The 19,916-nt window shown below is 70.4% G+C and carries 19 protein-coding genes; all 19 read left to right on the top strand.

Going from position 1 to position 19,916, the window contains the following annotated elements:
• Nucleotides 1-13 precede the first annotated feature (13 nt).
• The 19 genes from SALPAC4_RS0101700 to SALPAC4_RS0101610 all read left to right on the top strand — a co-directional run bounded on the left by SALPAC4_RS0101700 (nt 14) and on the right by SALPAC4_RS0101610 (nt 19,884).
• A complete protein-coding gene (locus tag SALPAC4_RS0101700; RefSeq protein WP_449619066.1) occupies nt 14-1,558 on the top strand; it encodes a UDP-N-acetylmuramoyl-L-alanyl-D-glutamate--2,6-diaminopimelate ligase in 1,545 nt (514 codons plus the stop codon).
• On the top strand, nt 1,555-2,970 hold the full coding sequence (locus SALPAC4_RS0101695; protein WP_019868892.1) for a UDP-N-acetylmuramoyl-tripeptide--D-alanyl-D-alanine ligase: 1,416 nt from the start codon (nt 1,555-1,557) through the stop codon (nt 2,968-2,970). The genes SALPAC4_RS0101700 and SALPAC4_RS0101695 overlap by 4 nt, the downstream gene beginning before the upstream one ends.
• The gene (mraY, locus tag SALPAC4_RS0101690; RefSeq protein ID WP_019868891.1) at nt 2,967-4,091 is read left to right on the top strand and encodes a phospho-N-acetylmuramoyl-pentapeptide-transferase; all 1,125 of its coding nucleotides are present in this window, start codon (nt 2,967-2,969) and stop codon (nt 4,089-4,091) included. Before SALPAC4_RS0101695 ends, mraY begins: the two co-directional genes overlap by 4 nt.
• Before the next feature lie 200 nt (nt 4,092-4,291).
• Complete coding sequence (locus tag SALPAC4_RS0101685) at nt 4,292-5,722, top strand: FtsW/RodA/SpoVE family cell cycle protein (protein ID WP_050565011.1); 1,431 nt, start codon at nt 4,292-4,294, stop codon at nt 5,720-5,722.
• A complete protein-coding gene (murG, locus tag SALPAC4_RS0101680; RefSeq protein WP_020608467.1) occupies nt 5,722-6,828 on the top strand; it encodes an undecaprenyldiphospho-muramoylpentapeptide beta-N-acetylglucosaminyltransferase in 1,107 nt (368 codons plus the stop codon). The genes SALPAC4_RS0101685 and murG overlap by 1 nt, the downstream gene beginning before the upstream one ends.
• A complete protein-coding gene (murC, locus tag SALPAC4_RS0101675) occupies nt 6,825-8,369 on the top strand; it encodes a UDP-N-acetylmuramate--L-alanine ligase (protein WP_019868888.1) in 1,545 nt (514 codons plus the stop codon). The genes murG and murC overlap by 4 nt, the downstream gene beginning before the upstream one ends.
• 32 nt (nt 8,370-8,401) lie before the next feature.
• Nucleotides 8,402-9,187, top strand: a complete 786-nt coding sequence (locus tag SALPAC4_RS0101670; RefSeq protein WP_027644624.1) for a cell division protein FtsQ/DivIB — start codon at nt 8,402-8,404, stop codon at nt 9,185-9,187.
• Between the two features lie 226 nt (nt 9,188-9,413).
• Nucleotides 9,414-10,529 (top strand): cell division protein FtsZ, encoded by a 1,116-nt coding sequence (gene ftsZ, locus SALPAC4_RS0101665; RefSeq protein WP_018730744.1) that lies wholly within the window; start codon nt 9,414-9,416, stop codon nt 10,527-10,529.
• Nucleotides 10,530-10,538: 9 nt separating this feature from the next.
• Nucleotides 10,539-11,285 carry a YggS family pyridoxal phosphate-dependent enzyme gene (locus tag SALPAC4_RS0101660; RefSeq protein WP_019868886.1) on the top strand — a complete coding sequence of 249 codons (747 nt, stop codon included), beginning with the start codon at nt 10,539-10,541 and terminating at the stop codon, nt 11,283-11,285.
• A gap of 187 nt (nt 11,286-11,472) precedes the next feature.
• Entirely contained in the window at nt 11,473-12,159 is a 687-nt protein-coding gene (locus SALPAC4_RS0101655) for a cell division protein SepF (protein ID WP_019868885.1), read from the top strand.
• A gap of 29 nt (nt 12,160-12,188) precedes the next feature.
• Entirely contained in the window at nt 12,189-12,497 is a 309-nt protein-coding gene (locus SALPAC4_RS0101650; protein WP_019868884.1) for a YggT family protein, read from the top strand.
• A 41-nt stretch (nt 12,498-12,538) separates the two neighbouring features.
• Nucleotides 12,539-13,351, top strand: a complete 813-nt coding sequence (locus SALPAC4_RS0101645; protein WP_019868883.1) for a DivIVA domain-containing protein — start codon at nt 12,539-12,541, stop codon at nt 13,349-13,351.
• A 112-nt stretch (nt 13,352-13,463) separates the two neighbouring features.
• Nucleotides 13,464-14,009 (top strand): hypothetical protein, encoded by a 546-nt coding sequence (locus SALPAC4_RS0101640; protein WP_019868882.1) that lies wholly within the window; start codon nt 13,464-13,466, stop codon nt 14,007-14,009.
• A complete protein-coding gene (locus tag SALPAC4_RS0101635) occupies nt 14,002-14,316 on the top strand; it encodes a DUF167 domain-containing protein (RefSeq protein WP_026323388.1) in 315 nt (104 codons plus the stop codon). The genes SALPAC4_RS0101640 and SALPAC4_RS0101635 overlap by 8 nt, the downstream gene beginning before the upstream one ends.
• 589 nt (nt 14,317-14,905) lie before the next feature.
• Nucleotides 14,906-15,325, top strand: coding sequence for a TraR/DksA family transcriptional regulator (locus SALPAC4_RS0101630; protein ID WP_012183523.1), 420 nt, complete (start codon nt 14,906-14,908; stop codon nt 15,323-15,325).
• Nucleotides 15,326-15,387: 62 nt separating this feature from the next.
• Nucleotides 15,388-16,119, top strand: coding sequence for a signal peptidase II (lspA, locus tag SALPAC4_RS0101625; RefSeq protein WP_019868881.1), 732 nt, complete (start codon nt 15,388-15,390; stop codon nt 16,117-16,119).
• Complete coding sequence (locus SALPAC4_RS0101620; protein ID WP_018730752.1) at nt 16,116-17,060, top strand: RluA family pseudouridine synthase; 945 nt, start codon at nt 16,116-16,118, stop codon at nt 17,058-17,060. The genes lspA and SALPAC4_RS0101620 overlap by 4 nt, the downstream gene beginning before the upstream one ends.
• A 49-nt stretch (nt 17,061-17,109) precedes the next feature.
• Nucleotides 17,110-18,372, top strand: coding sequence for a hypothetical protein (locus SALPAC4_RS0101615; RefSeq protein ID WP_019868880.1), 1,263 nt, complete (start codon nt 17,110-17,112; stop codon nt 18,370-18,372).
• A gap of 63 nt (nt 18,373-18,435) precedes the next feature.
• Nucleotides 18,436-19,884 (top strand): AAA family ATPase, encoded by a 1,449-nt coding sequence (locus tag SALPAC4_RS0101610; protein ID WP_019868879.1) that lies wholly within the window; start codon nt 18,436-18,438, stop codon nt 19,882-19,884.
• The last annotated feature ends 32 nt before the right edge of the window (nt 19,885-19,916 follow it).

The raw sequence follows: 19,916 nt of genomic DNA, 5'->3' as shown, positions 1-19,916 counted from the left end.
AGGGTCTGACGCCGTGTCCGGCAATCCTCGCCCTCGTAGCGTGACCGGAATCCGGCTCGGTAACCTCGCCGCTCGGCTCGCTGCCGAGCCCGGTGCGGACACCGTTGACCTCCGGTCCGGTCCAGCGGAACCGACGATCACCGGGGTGACGCACGCCAGCCAGGAGGTCCGCCCCGGCGACCTATACGCGGCCCTGCCCGGTGCCCGGCGGCATGGTGCCGAGTTCGTCTCGGCCGCGGCCCAGGCCGGTGCGGTGGCCGTGTTGACCGACCCGGATGGCGTGGCGGCGACCGCGGCAGCCGGTCTGCCCATGCTGGTGGTGCCGAACCCGCGGGCCGTGCTGGGTGACCTTGCCAGTGTGGTGTACGGCGACCCGACGGCCGGGTTGACGGTGATCGGGATAACCGGGACCGCGGGCAAGACCTCCACGGCGTACCTGGTCGAGTCGGGGCTGCGGGCGGCCGGGTACACCACTGGCCTGATCGGCACCGTGGAGACCCGCCTCGGGGATCTGGTGATCGACAGCGTCCGGACCACGCCCGAGGCGACCGACCTGCACGCCATGCTCGCCGCTGCCCGAGAGCGCGGCGTCACCGCCGTGGTCATGGAGGTGTCCAGCCACGCCCTGGCGATGGGGCGGGTCGGCGGCGTCCGGTTCACCGTCGGCGGCTACACCAACTTCGGCTCGGACCACCTCGACTTCCACGCCGACTCCGCGGACTACTTCGCCGCCAAGGCGAAGCTCTTCGACGGCCGCTGCGAGGTGGAGGTGCTCAACCACGACGACCCGGCGCTGATCCCGCTGCGCCGGCCCGCCACCGTGACCTACTCCGCGGCCGGCGACCGCTCCGCCACCTGGTGGGCCGATGAGGCCGGTGGCGAGGGGTACGCACAGCGTTTCACCCTGCACGGCCCGGACGAGCTGACCCTGCCCGCCGGGGTGGCCCTGCCCGGTCGGCACAACGTCGCCAACGCGCTGCTCGCTGTCGCCCTGCTGGTGGCAGCCGGGGTGGCGCCGCGGCCCGCCGTCGCGGGGGTGGCCGACTGCGGCGGCGTTCCCGGCCGGCTGGAGCTGGTGCCGTCCCCGGGCCCGGTGCGCGGTGTCGTCGACTACGCGCACAAGACCGATGCGATCGTCGCCGCGCTGGCGGCCCTCCGGGAGTTCAGCACCGGGCGGCTGATCTGCCTACTCGGCGCCGGCGGCGACCGGGACCGGGGCAAGCGGCCCCTGATGGGCATCGCCGCCGCCCAGGGAGCGGATGTGGTGCTGGTGACCGACGACAACCCGCGGACCGAGGATCCCGCCGAGATTCGGGCCGAGGTGCTCGCCGGCGTGCGCCGGGCCGACACCGAGGTGCAGGTCATGGAGGTACCCGGTCGGCGTGCGGCGATCGCGGAGGCGGTCGAGCTCGCTGCGCCGGGGGACGTGGTGGCGCTGTTGGGCAAGGGGCACGAGCAGGGGCAGGAGGTTGGTGGGCAGGTGCATCCCTTCGATGACCGCACTGAGCTGGCCGCCGCGCTGCGGGCCCGCTTCGGCGACCGGGCGGGGCAGCCGTGATCCGGCTGAGTCTGGCCGAGGTAGCGGCAGCGGTTGCCGGCCGGTTGGTCGCCGCTGACCCGAGCGCCGTGGTCACCGGCTCGGTCGAGTTTGACTCCCGCAAGGTCGGCCCCGGCGGGCTCTTCGTCGCCTTCCCCGGGGAACGGGTGGATGGGCACGACTACGCCGAAGGGGCGATCCGGACAGGTGCGGTGGCGGTGCTCGGCACCCGGGTACTGCCCGGCGTGCCGATGGTGCTGGTAGCTGACGCCCGGCTGGCGCTGGGGCGACTGGCCCGGGCGGTGGTGGACCGGCTGCCCGAGCTGACCGTCGTCGGCCTCACCGGCTCCTCGGGTAAGACCAGCACCAAGGATCTGATCGCTGCCCTCACCGCTCGGCTCGGGCCGACGGTCGCCCCGCCGGGGTCGTTCAACAACGAGCTGGGGCACCCCTACACCGCGCTCCAGGCCGACCCGGGCACCCGCTACCTCGTGCTGGAGAAGGGGGCCCGCGGGGTGGGGCACGTCAGCTACCTCTGCGAGGTGGTGCCGCCGCAGATCTCCGTGGTGCTCAACGTGGGCGTGGCCCATATCGGCGAATTCGGTTCCCGAGAGACCATCGCCCTGGCGAAGGGGGAACTGGTGGCGGCGCTGCCGGCCGAGGGGCTGGCTGTGCTCAATGCCGACGATGACCTCGTCGCCGCGATGGCGACGCGAACCCGGGCGCGGGTGGTCCGCTTCGGCGAGGCGGCCGATGCGGACGTACGCGCCGTTGACGTGGTGCTGGACGAGCGGGGCCGGCCGTCGTTCACGCTGGTGACACCGGAGGGGCGCGCGCCGGTGCGGCTCGGGCTGACCGGCCGGCACCAGGTGTCCAACTCGCTCGCCGCCGCCGCGGTGGCCCGGGAGCTGGGAATGCCGGTGCCCGAGCTGGCGACCGCCCTGGGCGAGCTCGGGCTGGTCTCGAGTCGTCGGATGGACGTCTTCGAGCGGGTGGACGGGGTCACCGTCATTGACGACTCGTACAACGCCAACCCCGCCTCGATGGCCGCCGCCCTGCGGGCGCTGGCCGGGTTCGAGCGGCGGCGCACCATCGCGGTGCTCGGCTACATGGCCGAACTGGGGCCGTACGAGCAGGACGGGCATGTCGAGGTCGGGCGAATCGCCGCCGACCTCGGGGTGGACCGCCTGCTCGTGGTGGGCGAGGCGGCGGCTCCAATCCATCAGGGCGCAACATCGGTACGTGACTGGGAAGGAGAATCGGTGCAGCTCACCGATCAGGCGGGCGCTGTCGAGGTGCTGCGGGGAGACCTGCGGCCCGGTGACGTCGTGCTGGTGAAGGGCTCGCGGTACCGCACCTGGGAGGTGGCGGACGCGCTGCGCGCCGACGCCGGGACCGACCAGGGCGCGGGGGCGGACGGTGGCCTGGCATGAGGGCAGTCATCGTCGCGGTCGGGGTGGCCTTCCTGGTCTCGCTGTTCTGCACCCCGATTGCGATCAAGGTCTTCACCCGGTTGAAGGCCGGCCAGCCCATTCGGGCCGAGGGGCCGGCGATGCACCAGGGCAAGAAGGGCACGCCGACAATGGGTGGGGTGGTCTTCATCCTGGCCACCGTCATCGCGTACGTCGCCGGGCACCTGGCCCTGACCACGCTGCCGGACGCGCAGATCGCCCAGGTCGAGCCGACCATCACGGCGCTGGTGCTGCTGGGGCTGATGGTGTTCTCCGGCGCGGTGGGTTTCATTGACGACTTCCTGAAGGTCCGCAAGCGGCACAGTGGCGGCCTCAACAAGCGCGGCAAGCTGCTTGGCCAGATCCTGGTCGGCGCGGTGTTCGGGGTGATCGCGCTCTACTTCCCAAGCACCATGACCGACTCTCAGGGCACGTTGACCAACACTGAGACGGTCGGCAGCACGACGTTGAGTTTCATCCGGGACATCCCGGCGTTGGAGCTCACCAAGGTCGGTGCGGTCATCGTCTTCATCTTCGTGGTGATGGCCGCCACCAACGGCGTCAACCTCACCGACGGTCTGGACGGTCTGGCCACCGGCGCCTCGGTGATGGTGCTCGCGGCGTACGCGCTGATCGCCTTCTGGCAGTACCGGCACTGGTGCGCGGACCCGAACTACACCCAGGAGTACTGCTACGCGGTGCGGGACCCGCTGGAGATCGCGTTGATAGCTGGCGCGGCGGCCGGTGCCTGCGTCGGGTTCCTCTGGTGGAACACGTCGCCAGCGAGGATCTTCATGGGAGACACCGGGGCGCTGGGCCTCGGTGGTCTGATCGCCGGGATGGCGATGTCGACCCGGACGATTCTGCTGCTGCCGATCATCGGCGGGCTCTTCGTCATCATCACGATGTCCGTGGTGATCCAGATCATCTCCTTCCGGACCACCGGCAAGCGGGTCTTCCGGATGTCACCGCTGCAGCACCACTTCGAGCTCGCCGGCTGGAGCGAGGTCAACATCGTGGTGCGGTTCTGGATCATCGCCGGTATCGGTGTGGCGATCGCCCTGGGCCTGTTCTACAGCGAGTTCCTCGCCCGCGTCGGTTGACCGGACCCAGCGTCTCGACACGCCGAGGAGACGGTTGCGCGGGCCACGCCTCCCCCACCCGCGATGATGGGCGGGTGGGGGAGGGACCAGATGAAGAGGACAGCCCGGGGGCGGGGCGGCGTCGGCCGCCGGGGACTACGCGTACCGCCGAGGCTCCGCCGGCAGCGCGGCCACCCGAGGAAGCTCCGGACGCTCCGCCCCTGCACGGTCTGAGCGCCACCGGCGGGTTGGCCGCGCTACGTGGCCTGCTGGACCGGCCGCTGGCCTCCTACTACCTTCTGCTGTTCAGCGTCGGCCTGCTGCTGCTGATCGGTCTCACCATGGTCTTCTCGGTGACCAGCGTGGAGGACTTCGCCGTACGCGGCGACGCCACCGCGTCCCTGACCGAGCAGGCCATCTTCGCGGTGTTCGGGATCTTGGCCTTCTGGGCGTGCCAGCGGCTGCCGGTCCGCACCTTCCAGGCGGTCGCCTGGCCGGCCCTCGGTGGGGCGGTGGGGTTGCTGCTGCTCCTAAATCTCTTGCTCGTGGTCAGCTCGCTGGCCGGTGTCGAACAGGTCGGCCCGTTCTCCGCGGACCGGAACTGGCTGTACTTTGGGCCGCTCCAGGTCCAACCCTCCGAGCTCGCGAAGTTCGCCCTCGTCCTGTGGGGGGCCGACGTGCTCGCCCGAAAGGGCGCCCGGCTCGGCTGGTGGCGGGAGTTGGCCACGCCGCTCTTCCCGGTGCTGGGGCTGCTGTTCGTGCTGGTCGGCTACAACGACCTGGGCACGCTGCTCTGTCTGCTGGCCCTGGTCATCGGGCTGTTGTGGGCGGCCGGGGTGCGGTTGCGCGTCTTCGCGGTGTTGGGCGCGATCGGCCTGCTCGGCATTGGTTTGCTGGTGGCGGTCGCCTCCTTCGGCGCCGGATCGACCGGGTCGGGCGAGGAGGGGCCCAATTTCCGGCTGCTCCGGCTGACGACTTTCTTTGACCCGCCGCCGCTCGACACCTGCAAGGCGCACGAGTGCTACCAGATGCTCCAAGCTCGGTACGCGATCGAGCACGGTGGCTGGTTCGGCACCGGGTTGGGCAAGGGTTCCCTGAAATGGGGTGCGCTTCCGGCGGCGGAGAACGACTTCATCTTCGTGATCATCGCTGAGGAGCTGGGTGCCGTTGGGTGCGGTGTGGTCGTAGCGCTCTTCGCGGTGCTCGCGTACACCGGGTTGCGGATCGCCCGCCGGGTGACCGGCCGGTTCCGGCAGCTCGCCGCCGCCGGGGCGACCGCCTGGCTGATCGGCCAGGCAGTGATCAACATCGGTGGCGTGATCGGGTTGCTGCCGCTGACCGGCGTGCCGCTGCCATTCATCTCCGAGGGCGGGACGGCTCTGGTGGTCACGTTCGCCGCGGTCGGCATGCTCGCCTCGTTCGCGCGCGCCGAACCTGATGCGGCGAGAGCCCTGCATGCCCGTCCGCCGGCCCGATGGGTCCGACTAGTCTGGGCCCCGTTGCCGCCGCTCCCCGGCCGGCGCCGCCCGGGATCCCCACCAGCTCCCCGGGCCCGGGCGCCCCGGGGGCGGCATGAAGAGGACCAGGCCGCACCGCGTGCCGTCCGGGCGAACCGGACCCGGCGTGGGTCGGCGGAGGAGAGGAGACGGTGATGGGTCCGCTGCGTTCGGTGGTGCTTGCGGGAGGTGGTACCGGGGGGCACATCTACCCGCTACTCGCCTTCGCCGACTGCCTGCGCCGGCACGACTCCGGTATCCGGATCACCTGCCTGGGCACGCCCAAGGGGCTGGAGAACGAGCTGATCCCGCCCGCAGGGTACGACCTGCGTCAGATCCCCGCACACCAACTGCCCCGTTCGGTCAATCTGGACCTGGTGAAGACCCCGGGCCGGATGTGGACCGCCGCCCGGGCGGCCGGCAAGGTCATTGACGAGGTGCAGGCCGATGCGGTGGTGGGGTTCGGCGGATACGTCTCGGTCCCGGCGTACCTCGCCGCCTGGCGACGGGAGCTGCCGATCGTCATCCACGAGGTCAATGTGCCGCCGGGGGTGGCCAACCGGCTGGGCATGAAGTTCACCAAGCACGTCGCGGTGGGCTTCCCACACCAGCCGACGCAGGCCGAGTCGCTGCGCGGGGCCCGGGTGGTGGGGGTGCCACTACGCCGGGGCATCGCCGGTCTGGACCGGGCCGCCATGCGTACCGCCGCCCGCGCCCACTTCGGTCTCCGTCCGGACCTGCCGGTGCTCTTCGTCGCCGGCGGATCGCAGGGCGCCCGCTCGATCAACCTTGCGGTCACCGGGGCGGCCAAGGAGCTGGCTCGGAACGGCGTGCAGGTGCTGCACGTGGTCGGTGCCCGCAATGAGGCGGTGTCGGTGCCGACCGACCTGCCCGCACCGTACGTGACCTTGCCCTACCTGTCGCAGATGGAGCTGGGGTACGCCGCAGCCGACCTGATGCTCGGCCGGGGCGGGGCGATGACCTGCGCAGAGGTGGCGGCGGTCGGGCTGCCGACGGTCTATGTGCCGTATCCGCACAGCAACCAGGAGCAACGACGTAACGCGTTGCCGGTGGTGGAGGCCGGGGGCGGGCTACTCGTTGACGACGCCGAGCTGACGCCGGCCTGGGTGGAGAGCACGGTGATCCCGCTGATCCGTGACCCGCACCGGCTGGCCACGATGGGGGCTGCCGCGGCCGCGTACGGGCATCGCGACGGCGATGAAGCATTACTCAACTTTGTCTATGAGGCGGTGGTCCGGTGAGTGGGAAGAGTGCGGCGAAGTTTTCGCCGGCCGGCCAGCTGACTGCGGAGGATCTCGGCGCCATCCATCTGATTGGGGCGGGTGGGGTCGGGATGAGCGGCCTGGCCCGGCTCTTCCTTACCCGCGGGATCTCGGTCTCCGGCAGCGAACTGCGCGAGTGGCCATCCCTGGCGGGCCTGCGAGCCCTGGGTGGCACCATCCACATGAGCCATGAGGTGGGCAACCTCGACGGTGTGGACACCGTCGTCTACTCCTCGGCAATCCCGCCTGACCACCTGGAACTGGTGGAGGCGCGCCGTCGTGGCCTGCGGGTGCTGCACCGCTCCGAGGCGCTTGCCGCGGCGATGACGGGCCGGCGGACGGTCGCGGTGGCGGGCACTCACGGCAAGACCACCACCACCTCAATGGTGACCATGGTGCTCCAGCAAGCCGGGGTGGATCCGTCCTTCGTGATCGGCGGGGAGATATCCGAGGTCGGTTCCGGTGCGCACCACGGCACGGGCGAGTACTTCGTGGTGGAAGCGGACGAGAGCGACCGCTCCTTCCTGATCTATCGACCATTTGTCTCGATCATCACCAATATTGAGGCCGATCACCTGAACACCTACGGTGACCTGGCCAATCTGGAAGCGGCCTTCGCTGACTTCGCCCGCCTCACCGACCCGGACGGCTTCATCATCACCTGCGCCGACGACGCGGGTAGCCGGCGACTGGTCGAGACGCTGCGTGCCGAGGGACGGCGGGTGTACACGTACGGCACCTCGGCCGACGCGGATCTACGGCTGACCGAGATGGCCTCATCCACCCGGGGCATCCGGTATCTCGCCGAGATCGACGGTCGGTCGCTGGGGGAGTTTCGGCTGCCGGTGCCGGGGCGGCACATGGGCCTCAACAGTGCCTCGGCGGTACTCGCCGAGTACCTGTTGGACCTGCCGTTGGAGGCGGCGCAGGCCGCGCTCGCGACCTTTCCCGGCGTGCGGCGGCGCTTCGAGCGTAAGGGCGTCGCGGACGATGTGCTGGTCTACGACGAGTACGCCTACCACCCGACACCTATTGCGCTGGCTCTGCGGACGCTGCGGGAGGTGGCCGGTGACGGAGGGCTGATCGTGGTGTTCCAGCCCTATCGGCTCTACCGCACCCGGGATCTGCAGGCGGAGATCGCCGAGGCCCTCGCTATCGCCGACGAGTTGGTGCTGCTGGAAGTCTTCGGCCCCGGGGAACTGCGGGAGCCGGGGGAGGGGTCGGCGGCGCTGATCGAGGCGGTACCGCTGCCGGCCGACCGGAAGGTCTTCGTGGACTCCTGGGAGGCGGCTCCGGTCGAGGTGGCCCGCCGGGCCAAGCCGGGCGATGTTGTGGTGACGATGGGCGCGCCACCGAGTTCGCTCCTGGGCGACCAGCTACTCGACGCGTTGTCGGAGCGGGGTGCCGCGGGCCCCACGGGCATCGTGCCCGGCGGTGACGTCGGGGGTGCGACGACGATCGGGGGCACCGTTCCCGACCTCCCGGGTAGCTCCGCTCCTGATGCTTCCACCGCCGGATGAGTTCGGGGCCTACGCGTCGGCGTAGCTCTGGGGTGGAGGGGGGTGTCGGCCGCCGGGGGCCGGCGGTCCGTCGCTGGCAGCTGGTTCGGGCCGGGCGGGACGCGGTTCCCGCCTCAACTCGACGATTCATGGCTCGGGCCCGGCGACGCCGAATGCGCGCGGTTCTGCCGTGGGCGCTCGCGGCTGGCGGACTGGCGTTGTCGGGGTTGGTCGGCTGGGTGCTGGTCGGCACTGGCCTGTTCGGGGTGCGTGAGGTGCGGGTGGAGGGCGCCGAGTTGGTGACCTCGATCGAGGTGCGTGATGTCGCCGGTGTGCCCGACGGCACGCCGCTGGCCCGGGTGGACCTCGCGGCCGCTGCGGAGCGTATCGGTGGCCTGCCGGCAGTCGAGCGGGTTGACGTGACGCGGGACTGGCCGGATGCCCTCGTGGTCCGGTTGACCGAGCGAACCGGTGCGGCGGTGGTGCCGCAGGAGGGGCAGTTTCTCGTGGTGGATGCTGCTGGGGTCGTCTTCCGCCGGCTGTCGGCTCCCCCCGACGGCTTGCCGGTGATTCGGCTGGCGGCGCCGGGCCCGGCCGATTCGGAGACCCAGGCCGCCCTGGCGGTGCTCGCCGTGCTTACCCCGCAGCTGCGGGCCGAGCTCGTGGACATCACGGTGGAAGGGCTGGCTCGACTCACGCTTCACCTGCGCGATGAGCGGCGGGTGGTGTGGGGGGACGCGAGCCGGGGGGCAGAGAAGGCGCAGGTTGCCACCGCGTTACTGAACGGGGCGGCGGCCACGATCGATGTCAGCGCTCCGGACGTGGTGACCGTCCGGTGATGTGTGATCTGCCCGCCGGGGCGACACGCCGCCGGGTTGCTTGGCACATGGGGCGGAGGCGCTTACGTTGCCCCGAAGAGGATCAGTGGTTGACATAAATGTAACCCTCTAGTAGAGGGTGAGGGTTAACACCCGAGCCCTGGTGATGGCCGCGTCGTCAACCGTTGATCCTGGGCAAGCCGAGTGGCGCGGCCCATGCCAATCTCGAGGGGGAAAGGACCTTCAGATGACACCTCCGCACAACTACCTGGCGGTCATCAAGGTCGTCGGTATCGGTGGCGGCGGCGTGAATGCCGTCAACCGAATGATCGAGGTTGGGCTCAAGGGCGTCGAGTTCATCGCGATCAACACCGATGCACAGGCACTGCTGATGAGTGACGCCGATGTCAAGCTCGATGTGGGGCGGGAGCTGACCCGCGGTCTGGGTGCCGGTGCCAACCCGGATGTCGGAAAGAACGCGGCTGAGGACCACCGCGACGAGATCGAGGAGGTTCTGAAGGGCGCCGACATGGTCTTCGTGACCTGCGGCGAGGGCGGTGGCACCGGCACCGGCGGAGCTCCGGTGGTGGCGAACATCGCCCGCAAGCTCGGCGCGCTCACCATCGGCGTGGTCACCCGGCCGTTCTCGTTCGAGGGCAAGCGCCGCCAGGTGCAGGCTGAGGCCGGCATTGACGAGCTGCGGAACCAGTGCGACACGCTGATCGTGATTCCGAACGATCGGCTCCTCGCGCTCGGTGACCGGAACATCTCCATGATGGATGCCTTCCGCACCGCGGACCAGGTGCTTCTCTCCGGTGTGCAGGGGATCACCGACCTGATCACCACTCCCGGTCTGATCAACCTGGACTTCGCCGACGTCAAGAGTGTTATGAGCGGTGCCGGCAGCGCCCTGATGGGAATCGGTAGTGCTCGGGGTGAGAACCGGGCGGTGGAGGCGGCCGAGGCGGCCATCTCCAGCCCGCTGCTGGAGCAGAGCATGGATGGCGCGCGCGGCGTGTTGCTCTCGATCGCTGGCGGTTCCGACCTGGGACTGTTCGAGATCAACGATGCGGCGCAACTGGTGACCGACGCGGCCCACCCGGAGGCCAACATCATCTTCGGTGCGGTTATCGACGACGCCCTCGGCGACGAGGTGCGGGTCACCGTCATCGCCGCAGGCTTCGACGGAGGCGCGCCCGCTTACAAGGCGGCCGAGCCGGCCCGTAAGACGAATCAAAATCAGCCGGCACCGGCCACGCCAGCGGTACCGGCGCCGCCCACCACTCCCGCCCCGCAGCAGTCGCCACGTCGGGTTCTCTTCGACGATGTCGATGTCCCCGACTTCCTCAAGAACGGTTCCTGAGTCCTGCCGATGACCAACACCCCCGCCGCGGTGCCCACCAACCGCAACGCCGATCTCGCAGCTGGCCTCGCCCGAGTCCGCACCCGAATCGCCGACGCCTGTACGGCGGCGGGTCGGGACCCGGGGGAGGTGGCCATGATCGCGGTGACCAAGACGTACCCGGCGAGTGACGTTGTCGCTCTGGTGGGGCTCGGGGCCATCGAGGTGGGGGAGAACCGGGACCAGGAGGCCGCGGTGAAGGCCGCCGAGGTGGCCGCGGCGGGCGTGACGCCCCGGTGGCACTTCATCGGCCAGCTGCAGCGGAACAAGGCGAAGTCGGTGGTCCGGTACGCCGACGTGGTGCAGTCGGTCGACAGCGTCCGGTTGGCCCGGGCGTTGGATCGGGCCGCGGCGGCGGAACGGGACCGGCCGTTGGAGGTGCTCCTTCAGGTCAGCATCGACGGGGCGGTGGGTCGCGGCGGTGCGTTGCCCGACTCCACCGACCCGGACACGGGTCTCGATCCGGTGGCTGAGGTGGTGGCCGGTGCCGACGGGCTGCGGCTCAGCGGGTTGATGGCGGTGGCACCGCTGGGCTGGGAGGCGGACCGGGCGTTTGCCCGGTTGGCGGAGGTGGCGGCCGGGTTCCGGGCCCAGCATCCGCAGGCGAGGTTCTTGTCGGCTGGCATGAGTGGGGACCTGGAATCGGCGATCCGGCACGGCGCGACACATGTCCGGGTGGGCAGCGCGTTACTCGGAATGCGCCCCACGCTGCGGTAGCCTGACCGCCAGGAGCAAATTACATCGGTGTTGTTTGGTGGGAGTGGCATTCCTCTCGTCGGGGTTACGGCGCGCAACGCGAAGCGCGTGCCCGGGGGTGTCGATCCGACGAGCAGAAATTGATCCACTTGCGGCAGGCGACATGGCACGGGGGTGCGTGCCGTAGGGCGGACGGGAAGGGCGCGGGATGGGTGCGCTGCGCAAGGCGGGGGTCTGGCTCGGTCTGGTCGAGGAGGACGACGAGCGGGCTTACGACGACGGTGGTTACGACAAGGGGGGCTACCGCGAGTCGCGGTATCGGTCGAGCCGATACTCCGAGGACTTCGGAGAAGAGGATGACGACGTTGAGGAGGCCGCTCCGCCCCGTTCGCGGATCGGCGACCGGGGGCGCCTGGAGCGGGCTGCGGCGCGGTCGAGTGACGTGGATCACCGCGAGGAGGGTGAGGAGTCGGAGCGGGTCGAGCGCACCAGCGTCCGGTCGATCACCCGGTCCGCCCCCGAGTCGTCTGGAGCCCTGACCTACCACACCCGTGACAATCTGGCCTTGGCGCCGCAGGCGCCGGTCCGGGAGCGGGTGCCGGTGGAGGAGGAGCAGCGCTACCAGATCACCACGCTGCACCCGACGACCTACCGGGAGGCGCGGACGATTGGCGAGCACTTCCGCGACGGCGTCCCCGTCATCATCAACCTGACGGAGATGGATGAGGCGGATGCGCGGCGACTGGTCGATTTCGCCGCCGGGCTGGCGTTCGGGCTGCGCGGTACGATCGAGCGCGTGACCAACCGGGTGTTCCTGCTTTCGCCGGCCAATGTCCAGGTCACCGCGGAGGACAAAGCCAAGATCGCTGAGGGCGGCTTCTTCAGCCTCAGTTGATCAGCCCGAGTGCAAGGGACGTCACTAGCGTGTTGTCAATCCTGCTCCAGGTTCTTTATCTGGTCTTGTTTGTCTTTCTTCTAATCTTGTTGTCCCGATTTGTGTTGAGTGCGGTGCTCCAGTACGGCCGGCGTTGGCAACCAGGGCGTGGGGCGTCTGCGGGGCTGGAAACCGTGTGGAGCGTCACTGATCCCCCGCTCCACGCGTTGAGGCGTGTGATCCCTCCGCTGCGAATTGGTACCGTGAGCATCGACCTGGCCTCCCTTGTGCTCCTGGTTATCCTGTTCGTGCTGATGGAGTTCGTGTTAGGGCCGTCGATCTCCAGGACCGCTGGATGACCGATGCGCTTTCGCGGCCGCAACTGACCCGAGGAGTTTCGATGCCGCTGACCCCGGCCGACGTCCACAACGTCGCCTTCAAAAAGCCGCCGATCGGCAAGCGGGGGTACGACGAGGAGGAGGTCGATGCCTTCCTGGACGAGGTCGAGCGTGAGCTGGCCCGTCTGATCGAGGAGAACAACGAGCTGCGCGCTCAGGTAGAGCGCGGTGGGCGCGGCGGTGGCCCCGCCGGTCCGGTCGGCCCCGGCGGTGACGCCCGGCTCGCCGCCGAGCTCAACGACGTGAAGGCCCAGCTCGACCGGGTCCAGCGGGACAAGGCCGGGGCCGAGCAGGCGGCTCGCGCGATGCAGGCGGAGCTGGAGCAGGTCCGCGGCGCCGGTGCCGTGCCAGCCGGCGGCGACGGCGAGCAGCAGGCGCTCCGGGTGCTGATGATGGCCCAGCGGACCGCTGACGATCACGTCACCGACGCCCGTCGGGAAGCCGACCAGGTGCTCTCTGAGGCTCGGTCGAAGGCCGAAGAGGTCACCCGCGAGGCGCGGGCCAAGGCCGATGCCCTGGAGCGGGACGCTCGCCAGCGGCATCAGGAGGCCATGGGTGGCCTGGACACCAAGCGCACCGCGTTGCAGAAGCACATTGAGGAGCTCAAGCAGTTCGAGCGCGAGTACCGCACCCGCCTCAAGGCGTACCTGGAGAGCCAGCTGCGTGACCTTGACAGCCGTGGGCAGGGCCCGGAGATCGAGCTTGACCGGACTGATGGTGGGGGGCGTGCCGCTGGTGGCAACGGCCTCGCCGCGGCCGGACTCGCCGGCTCCTACGGTGGCGGTCGCTCTGGTGCGCTGGAGGCCGGTCGCTGACCACACTGGCCGGCGGTCGTCGCGCTGACGGTCGCCCGGTCTCGCTCAGATTCGGAACGAGACGCGGGGGTGGGCTTTGATAGTCGCCAGTATCCTGCTCATTCTCGTTGCAGTGGTGCTGCTGGTGGCTGGCCTCGCTGATGGCTCCAGCCTCCTGCTGGTTGTCTCCATCGCGGCCAGTCTGTTGGCCGCCGTCGCGCTCGTCGTGGGTGCCCGCCAGGCGGCCACGGCCCGGGCCGCGGCGGAGCGGCCCCCGCCCGAGCCTGATCGAGGCGGCGGGAGTGCCGACCGGCAACCGGGCGGCTTTGTGCTTCCCGGCCAGCATGTTCCCCCGATCGACCATGGCGGCACCGGGTGGCGGCAACCACCCGGGCCGCCGGTCGCAGTCTCCAAACCGGTTGCGAACGACGAGCCAGCTCCCGAGTTGGTTTCCCCGGTGGAGGCAGCGTGGCTGGCCCGACTCGACCGCGAGGTGTGGGTGGTTGACGCCCGCCCCCGCTATCACCTGGCCAGCTGCTCCCGGCTGCTCGGCGAGCCCGAGCCGCTTCCCGTCGCCGAGGCGGTAGACCTCGGCTTTACTCCTTGTGCGCACTGCGCCCCGGTCGCCGCCCTGTTGACCGGAGCAGGGCGGATCGCCAGCGGCGGGACCGGTGCCTGAGGCGCCAGACGCCCGTGGCGGTGACTCGTTGACCGTCGCGGTCCGGGTCAAACCGGGGTCGTCTCGGTCCTGGGTTGGGGGCCGCTACCTGGGTCCTTACGGCCCTGCTCTGGTTATCGCGGTGACGGCACCCCCAGTGGACGGGCGGGCCACCGAGGCGGCGCGCCGTGCCCTCGCCGAGGCGCTTGGAGTCCGGCGGGGAGCGGTTTCACTGGGCGCTGGGGCGGCTGGTCGAAACAAGATCTTTTATGTCGGTGGGGTCAGCGCCGAGATCGCCCAGAAGCTGCACCAGCTCCGCGACGGATGAGGCGGTCGGCTGCCACGCGTTCCCTGGCCTTGCGTCTGGTGCGGCCCCGCCCTCGGTTCCCCGCCCGCGGTTCCTGACCGTTGCCCTGCGCCCCGCCCTGGACCCAGACCACAGGTGCTGCTGGCTGGGTGCGGTGGCGGCGGTCGCTACTTCCGCCGAGGGTCGGCGGCCGTCTGCTCTTTCTGCTTCTGAACGCCGGGACGCCTTCGAGACGCCGGAGACTGTCGAGACTCTGGGACGCTGCCGCGACACCGGGACGCTTTCCGCGCCGCCGGGGTGTGCTGAGACGGCGGAGCTAGGCGGAGTGGTGGCGGGCGGCGGAGGGCGGCGTATGGGTTTGGTGATTACGGCGAGGGTTGGAGCGATCGGTCTGCTAGCGTTCCTTTTGCCCGAGATGAGTTAATTCGGGGTGGGCGTCAGGGCGTCGGTGCGCCACATTGTCGGACGCCTGTACGTTCCGTATCCTTGCGAACCTCCGGAGTGCGCGGCCCTGTGGCTGCGCGCCCGTTTTGTACCTGGGGGCGCCGAACGCGGCGGCCTCTGTCCAGGTGCCGCGGTCCTCCGCGGCTCCGCGGCTAAGGGAGCGACGATGGCGAAGCCAGCCGACACCAGGACCGCCGGCCGTAAGCCGGCGGCCAAGTCCACCCGCAGCGCGGCGGAGACCGAGAAGATCCGGGCAGCCCTGGCAGCACGGCGGGACGAGCTTCGTGCCGAGTATGATCAGACGTTGAGCGAGATCACCGAGCTGCAGCGCGACCGGCTGACCGACTCGGCCGGGGACGACCAGGCCGATACCGGCACCAAGACGTTCGAGCGGGAGCAGGAGATTTCCCTCGCCAACAGCATCCTGGAACGGATCACGCAGGTCGAGCGGGCACTGGAGCGGCTCGACGAGGGTGGCTACGGCTGGTGCGAGCGGTGCGGCAACCCGATCCCGGTGGAGCGGCTGGCCGCCTTCCCGTCAGCGACCCTCTGTGTGACCTGTAAGCAGCTGGCGGAGCGGCGCTGAGGCCTCGCTCCTCAGCAGCCCGGTGAGGCGGCGCCGCCGCCGCGAGCGTCGATGGGGAGCAGATGACCGCAGGACCGACCCCGGGATCCGGCCGCGCCGAGGCGGCCGGGCCCGCCGAGCCGGTGGGCAGCCCGGCCCCCGAGCCGGACAGTGCCGTCGAGCCGGACCGGCCCGTCGCGGCGGAGAAGCCGGCCGAGCCGGACCGGCCCGTCGTGGCGGATGGGCCCGTAGCGACCGGCGGTGGGACGAATCGCCGCCGCGCCGCGTCGATCCTGTTCGGCATCGGCTTCGCCGTGTTGGCGCTCGACTTCGTGACCAAGCAGCTGGCACTTCAGGCACTGGAGGGTCGGGAGTCGGTCGAGCTCCTGGGCGGCCTGGTCTATCTCAGCCTCACCCGCAACAGCGGCGCGGCGTGGAGCATCGGCGCCGACCACACCTGGGTCTTCTCGCTGATCACCATCCTCGTGATCGGCTGGATCCTCTGGGCGGCGTTGCGCCTGCGCTCCCTGCCCTGGGCGGTGTCGTTGGGGCTGGTGCTTGGCGGGGCACTCGGTAACCTGATGGACCGGATCTTCCGTGCACCGGGCTGGTTCGTCGGTCACGTGGTTGACATGATCAGTGTCCTCGAGCCGTACGGACGGGCATTTCCGGTGTTCAACGTGGCCGACAGCGCCCTGGTCTGTGGCGTCTGCCTCGCGGTGTTCCTCGAACTGACCGGCCGTCAGCGCGACGGCAGCCGGCTCGGCCGGGACGGACGACGGGTGACCCCCACCGCGCCACGGGAGCGGGCATGACGGCGGCGTACGCGGCCGGCGGTGGCCAACGATCGTTGCCCGTCCCGGACGGACTCGACGGACTCCGCCTCGACCAGGCCGTCGCGCGGCTCTTCGGGCTCTCCCGGACAACCGCGGCGGCCCTGGTTGACGAGGGCGCTGCCCTGGTTGACGGCGCGGTGCGGGCTAATTCCTACAAGATTCGGGCGGGATCCTGGCTGGAGGTGACGCTGCCGGCGCCGGCGGCTCCGCCGGCCGTCGTGCCGCGGGCGGTGTCCGGCCTCCGCGTCGTGTATGCCGACGACGACATCGTGGTGGTGGACAAGCCGGTCGGTGTGGCTGCCCATCCCAGTCCCGGTTGGACCGGACCGACCGTGATCGGTGGGCTTGCTGCGATCGGCCACCGGATCGCCACCAGCGGCGCGGCCGAGCGGCAGGGCGTGGTGCATCGACTCGACGTCGGTACGACCGGGATCATGGTGGTGGCCAAGAGCGAGCAGGCTTACACCGCCCTGAAGCGGGCGTTCAAGTACCGCGAGGTGGAGAAGCGCTACCACGCCGTGGTGCAGGGGCACCTCGATCCGTTGCGCGGCACCGTCGATGCTCCGATCGATCGGCACCCACACCACGACTACCGCTGGGCGGTGGTCTCGGGTGGTAAGCCCAGTATCACCCACTACGACACGCTTGAGGCGTTTCCGGCGGCCAGCCTGGTGGACGTACGGCTGGAGACGGGCCGTACGCACCAAATCCGAGTGCACTTCTCGACGTTGCGTCACCCATGTGTGGGCGACCTCACGTACGGAGCCGATCCCACCCTCGCCAAGCGGCTCGGCCTGGATCGGCAGTGGCTACATGCCCGGGAGTTGGGGTTCCGTCATCCCGGAACAGGGGCGGAGGTCTGCTTCGTCAGCGACTACCCTGACGACCTGGACCGCGCGCTGGGACTATTGCGGGACTAGGCGTGGCGATGACCTGACCGATCCAACGCGACGAGGGGGATCTCCGTCCGTGCGCTCCGGTGACCTGCTGCGCCAGCTGGATCAGCGGCTCTTACCCCACCTCTTGGGCACGGCGAATCGGCTGGCCCAGGGCCCTGCCCAACCCGGGGTCCTCCTCGCGGCTGTGCTGCTCTCCTGTCTTGCGGTGACGGTCACCGCGGTGTGGGGGATTGGTGCTCCGCAGGCCAGTGCCCCCACCACGGACGAGGTGACCCGGGTCGGGGTGGCTGCCGGGGAGTCAATCCCCGGCTATCTGCGGGACGCCACGGACGACTTGGCGGCCCTGCCGACGGCGTCCCCGTCTCCGGAGAGCGGCACCTTCGCGCTGGTCTCGCTGGCGACGTACCTGACGCCGTATCAGGCCGCCAACGTCTTCAATGACGTGCCGGTCGCAGCTGTCATCGGTAGGGTGCCGTTACCAGAGCGGCAGACCGAGGTTGTCCGAATCGACGTGCCGGGCCTGCCAGGTGACGTGATCACCGCCATGGCCGAGTTGGCGGCTCGTAAGGAACAGGAGGCGGGCGACTATCGGGCCCGGGCCGACGCGATCAGCGACGGGAGACCGGAGCACCGCGAGCAGCGCGGGCTCTACCTCAGCGCGGCGCAGATGGCGGAGGCCGAAGCCAAGGCCTACCGGGGTGGGTGCGCCTGTGTCTATGCGGCGGTCGTTCGCGCAGAGCCGATCGAGCTGCGCCAGGTGGCGTCCCAGCCGGATGTGCGGGTCGTTGACCCCGCGCCGGAGGTGCGTCGGCTGGACCGTACCGTCTTCACCCCGCCCCTGCCAGAGCAGGATGTGGTCGCGCACCCCCTCACGGACTCTGATCTGACCACCCCCGACCCGGTCGATCCGGTTGTTCCTGATCCGGTGGTCCCGGATGTGGGTGTTCCGGACCCGGTTGTTCCCGACCCGGTGGTCCCGGATCCGGTCCCCACTCCTACGCCGGCCGCCCCCACCCCGTACGTCCCGGCTCCGGCCACCCTCACCCCGGACCCCGAACCGGTCACCTCCAGCCCGCCGGCGTCAACGCCGACGCCGACGCCGACGCCGACGCCGACGCCGACGCCGACGCCGACGCCGACGCCGACGCCGACGGAGGAGCCGGCCTCCGACCCAGTTCCGGACGTCCGGAAGTCGCCCTCGATTTCACCAAGCTCCAGCTACGCCGCTGAGGTGCCAACCACGCCGGCTACCTCGGCGAACGCGGTCTACGGCGGCGCTTCCGAACCGGTTTCGGAAGGTGAGGCTGGCCCGGTGGCAGGCGGACCGGTATAGCCCTAATAGGCTTTCGTTCGTAGCCTGTCAGGCGGGGCAGCATGGAGCTTGGGAGGGCGAGCCGTGGAGGGCAGCGAGACCGGCTGGGGTCAGCCGGCCGAACCGGCACCGCGGTGGCGGGCGTTGCTCGACCGGGCGCGGCTCGGTAGCCGTGCGGCTGAACCAGCCGGGCCGGACCGGTCGGGGCCGGCGGCCCCAGCCGAGCCATTGCCGCGACGGGCCGGCGGCGGCTACGCGGCCGGCGGCGGCTACGCGGCCCGCGTGCCGGCAGCCGGGTCGCAGGTGCCAGGCCCCGGCTCGCCGCCCGCCGAGTTGTCCTATGGCCCGGAGGCGCGAACCTACGGGGCCGATCCGCGGGAAGCGGGGCACCGAGGTGAGCCGGCATACCGGGGCGAGCGGGGTTTACCGACCGAGCCGGCGTATGGGGCTGATCTGGGCTCTCGGACCCCGGGCCCGGAGCCCCGCTACTCCGAACCGGAGTCACCACCGGCGCAGTCCCGCTACGCCCTGCTCGACAATGGTTACCGGCACGCCCCGCCAGCGGAGAACGGCTACCGGTCTGATTCGGCCCATCGGCCAGAGCCAACCTATCCAGCCGATCCCGGGTATCGGTCTGGGAACGAATATCGCTCTGCGCCGGCGTACCCGCCCGCGGTAAGCCGCGGCTACGCCAGGGTGGAGTGGCGGCAGCCCGCAGCGACAAGTGGGTCGGAACGTGCCGCCGCCGTACTTCGGGGGGAGCTCGGTAGCCCCCGGGTGCTGGCGTTCGCGAATCCCAAGGGTGGCGTGCACAAAACCACTGCGACCGTGCTGGCCGCCGCGACCGTCGGCAGCGTACGGGGCCGGGGCGTGCTGGCCTGGGACGACAACGAGCTACGGGGCACGCTGGGGCTGCGTGCGGGCAGCGCCCGGCACGCCCGTACGATCCGGCACCTGATCAGCGACCTGGCGCACATCGAGATCAAGGACGGGCCGGAGCTGCTGGACCAGCTCGACGACTATCTCCGGCACGCCGCGGACGGCTCGTACGACGTGCTGGCGGGTGAGGAGAGTCCCCGGTTCGCCCAGCGGCTCGACCAGTTCACCGTCCGGCGGGTGCTGGAGCTGCTCCGCCGTACCCACGACGTGATCTGTGTGGACACCGGTAACAACGTGGAGAGCCCCAACTGGCGTACCGTCATGCAGGCGGCCGACCAACTCGTGGTCACCACGGTGCCGCGGGAGGACGCCGCGTTCAGCGCTGACTGGATGCTCGACCTGCTACACGAGGTGGGCATGGGGGAGTTGGCCGACAACGCGGTGACCCTGATCTCGTGCCCGACTCCGGGGCGCAGTGAGCTCCGCGCAGACCTGGAACGACACTTCGCTACCCGGACTCGGGCGGTGACCGTGGTGCCGTATGACCCGATCCTGGAGTCCGGCTCGTCAATCGAGTACCACCAGCTTCAGCCGGCGACCCGGGAGGCGTGGTTGAGCGCCGCCGCGGTGATGCTGGAGCCGTTCGCCCGCTGAGTGGGCGTGTCGTCACCGGCGCCCCACGGCGC

This window comes from Salinispora oceanensis (genome assembly GCF_000383575.1).
Classification (GTDB): Bacteria; Actinomycetota; Actinomycetes; order Mycobacteriales; family Micromonosporaceae; genus Micromonospora; species Micromonospora oceanensis.
Note: the sequence above shows the minus strand (reverse complement) of the source record. Positions and strands in the feature narration are given on the sequence as shown.

Coding starts and splice junctions, on each gene's coding strand:
- SALPAC4_RS0101655 (WP_019868885.1), top strand. CDS start 11,473: ATGGGTGCGCTGCGCAAGGCGGGGGTCTGGCTCGGTCTGGTCGAGGAG.
- SALPAC4_RS0101630 (WP_012183523.1), top strand. CDS start 14,906: ATGGCGAAGCCAGCCGACACCAGGACCGCCGGCCGTAAGCCGGCGGCC.
- lspA (WP_019868881.1), top strand. CDS start 15,388: ATGACCGCAGGACCGACCCCGGGATCCGGCCGCGCCGAGGCGGCCGGG.
- SALPAC4_RS0101620 (WP_018730752.1), top strand. CDS start 16,116: ATGACGGCGGCGTACGCGGCCGGCGGTGGCCAACGATCGTTGCCCGTC.
- murG (WP_020608467.1), top strand. CDS start 5,722: ATGGGTCCGCTGCGTTCGGTGGTGCTTGCGGGAGGTGGTACCGGGGGG.
- SALPAC4_RS0101660 (WP_019868886.1), top strand. CDS start 10,539: ATGACCAACACCCCCGCCGCGGTGCCCACCAACCGCAACGCCGATCTC.
- SALPAC4_RS0101645 (WP_019868883.1), top strand. CDS start 12,539: ATGCCGCTGACCCCGGCCGACGTCCACAACGTCGCCTTCAAAAAGCCG.
- ftsZ (WP_018730744.1), top strand. CDS start 9,414: ATGACACCTCCGCACAACTACCTGGCGGTCATCAAGGTCGTCGGTATC.
- mraY (WP_019868891.1), top strand. CDS start 2,967: ATGAGGGCAGTCATCGTCGCGGTCGGGGTGGCCTTCCTGGTCTCGCTG.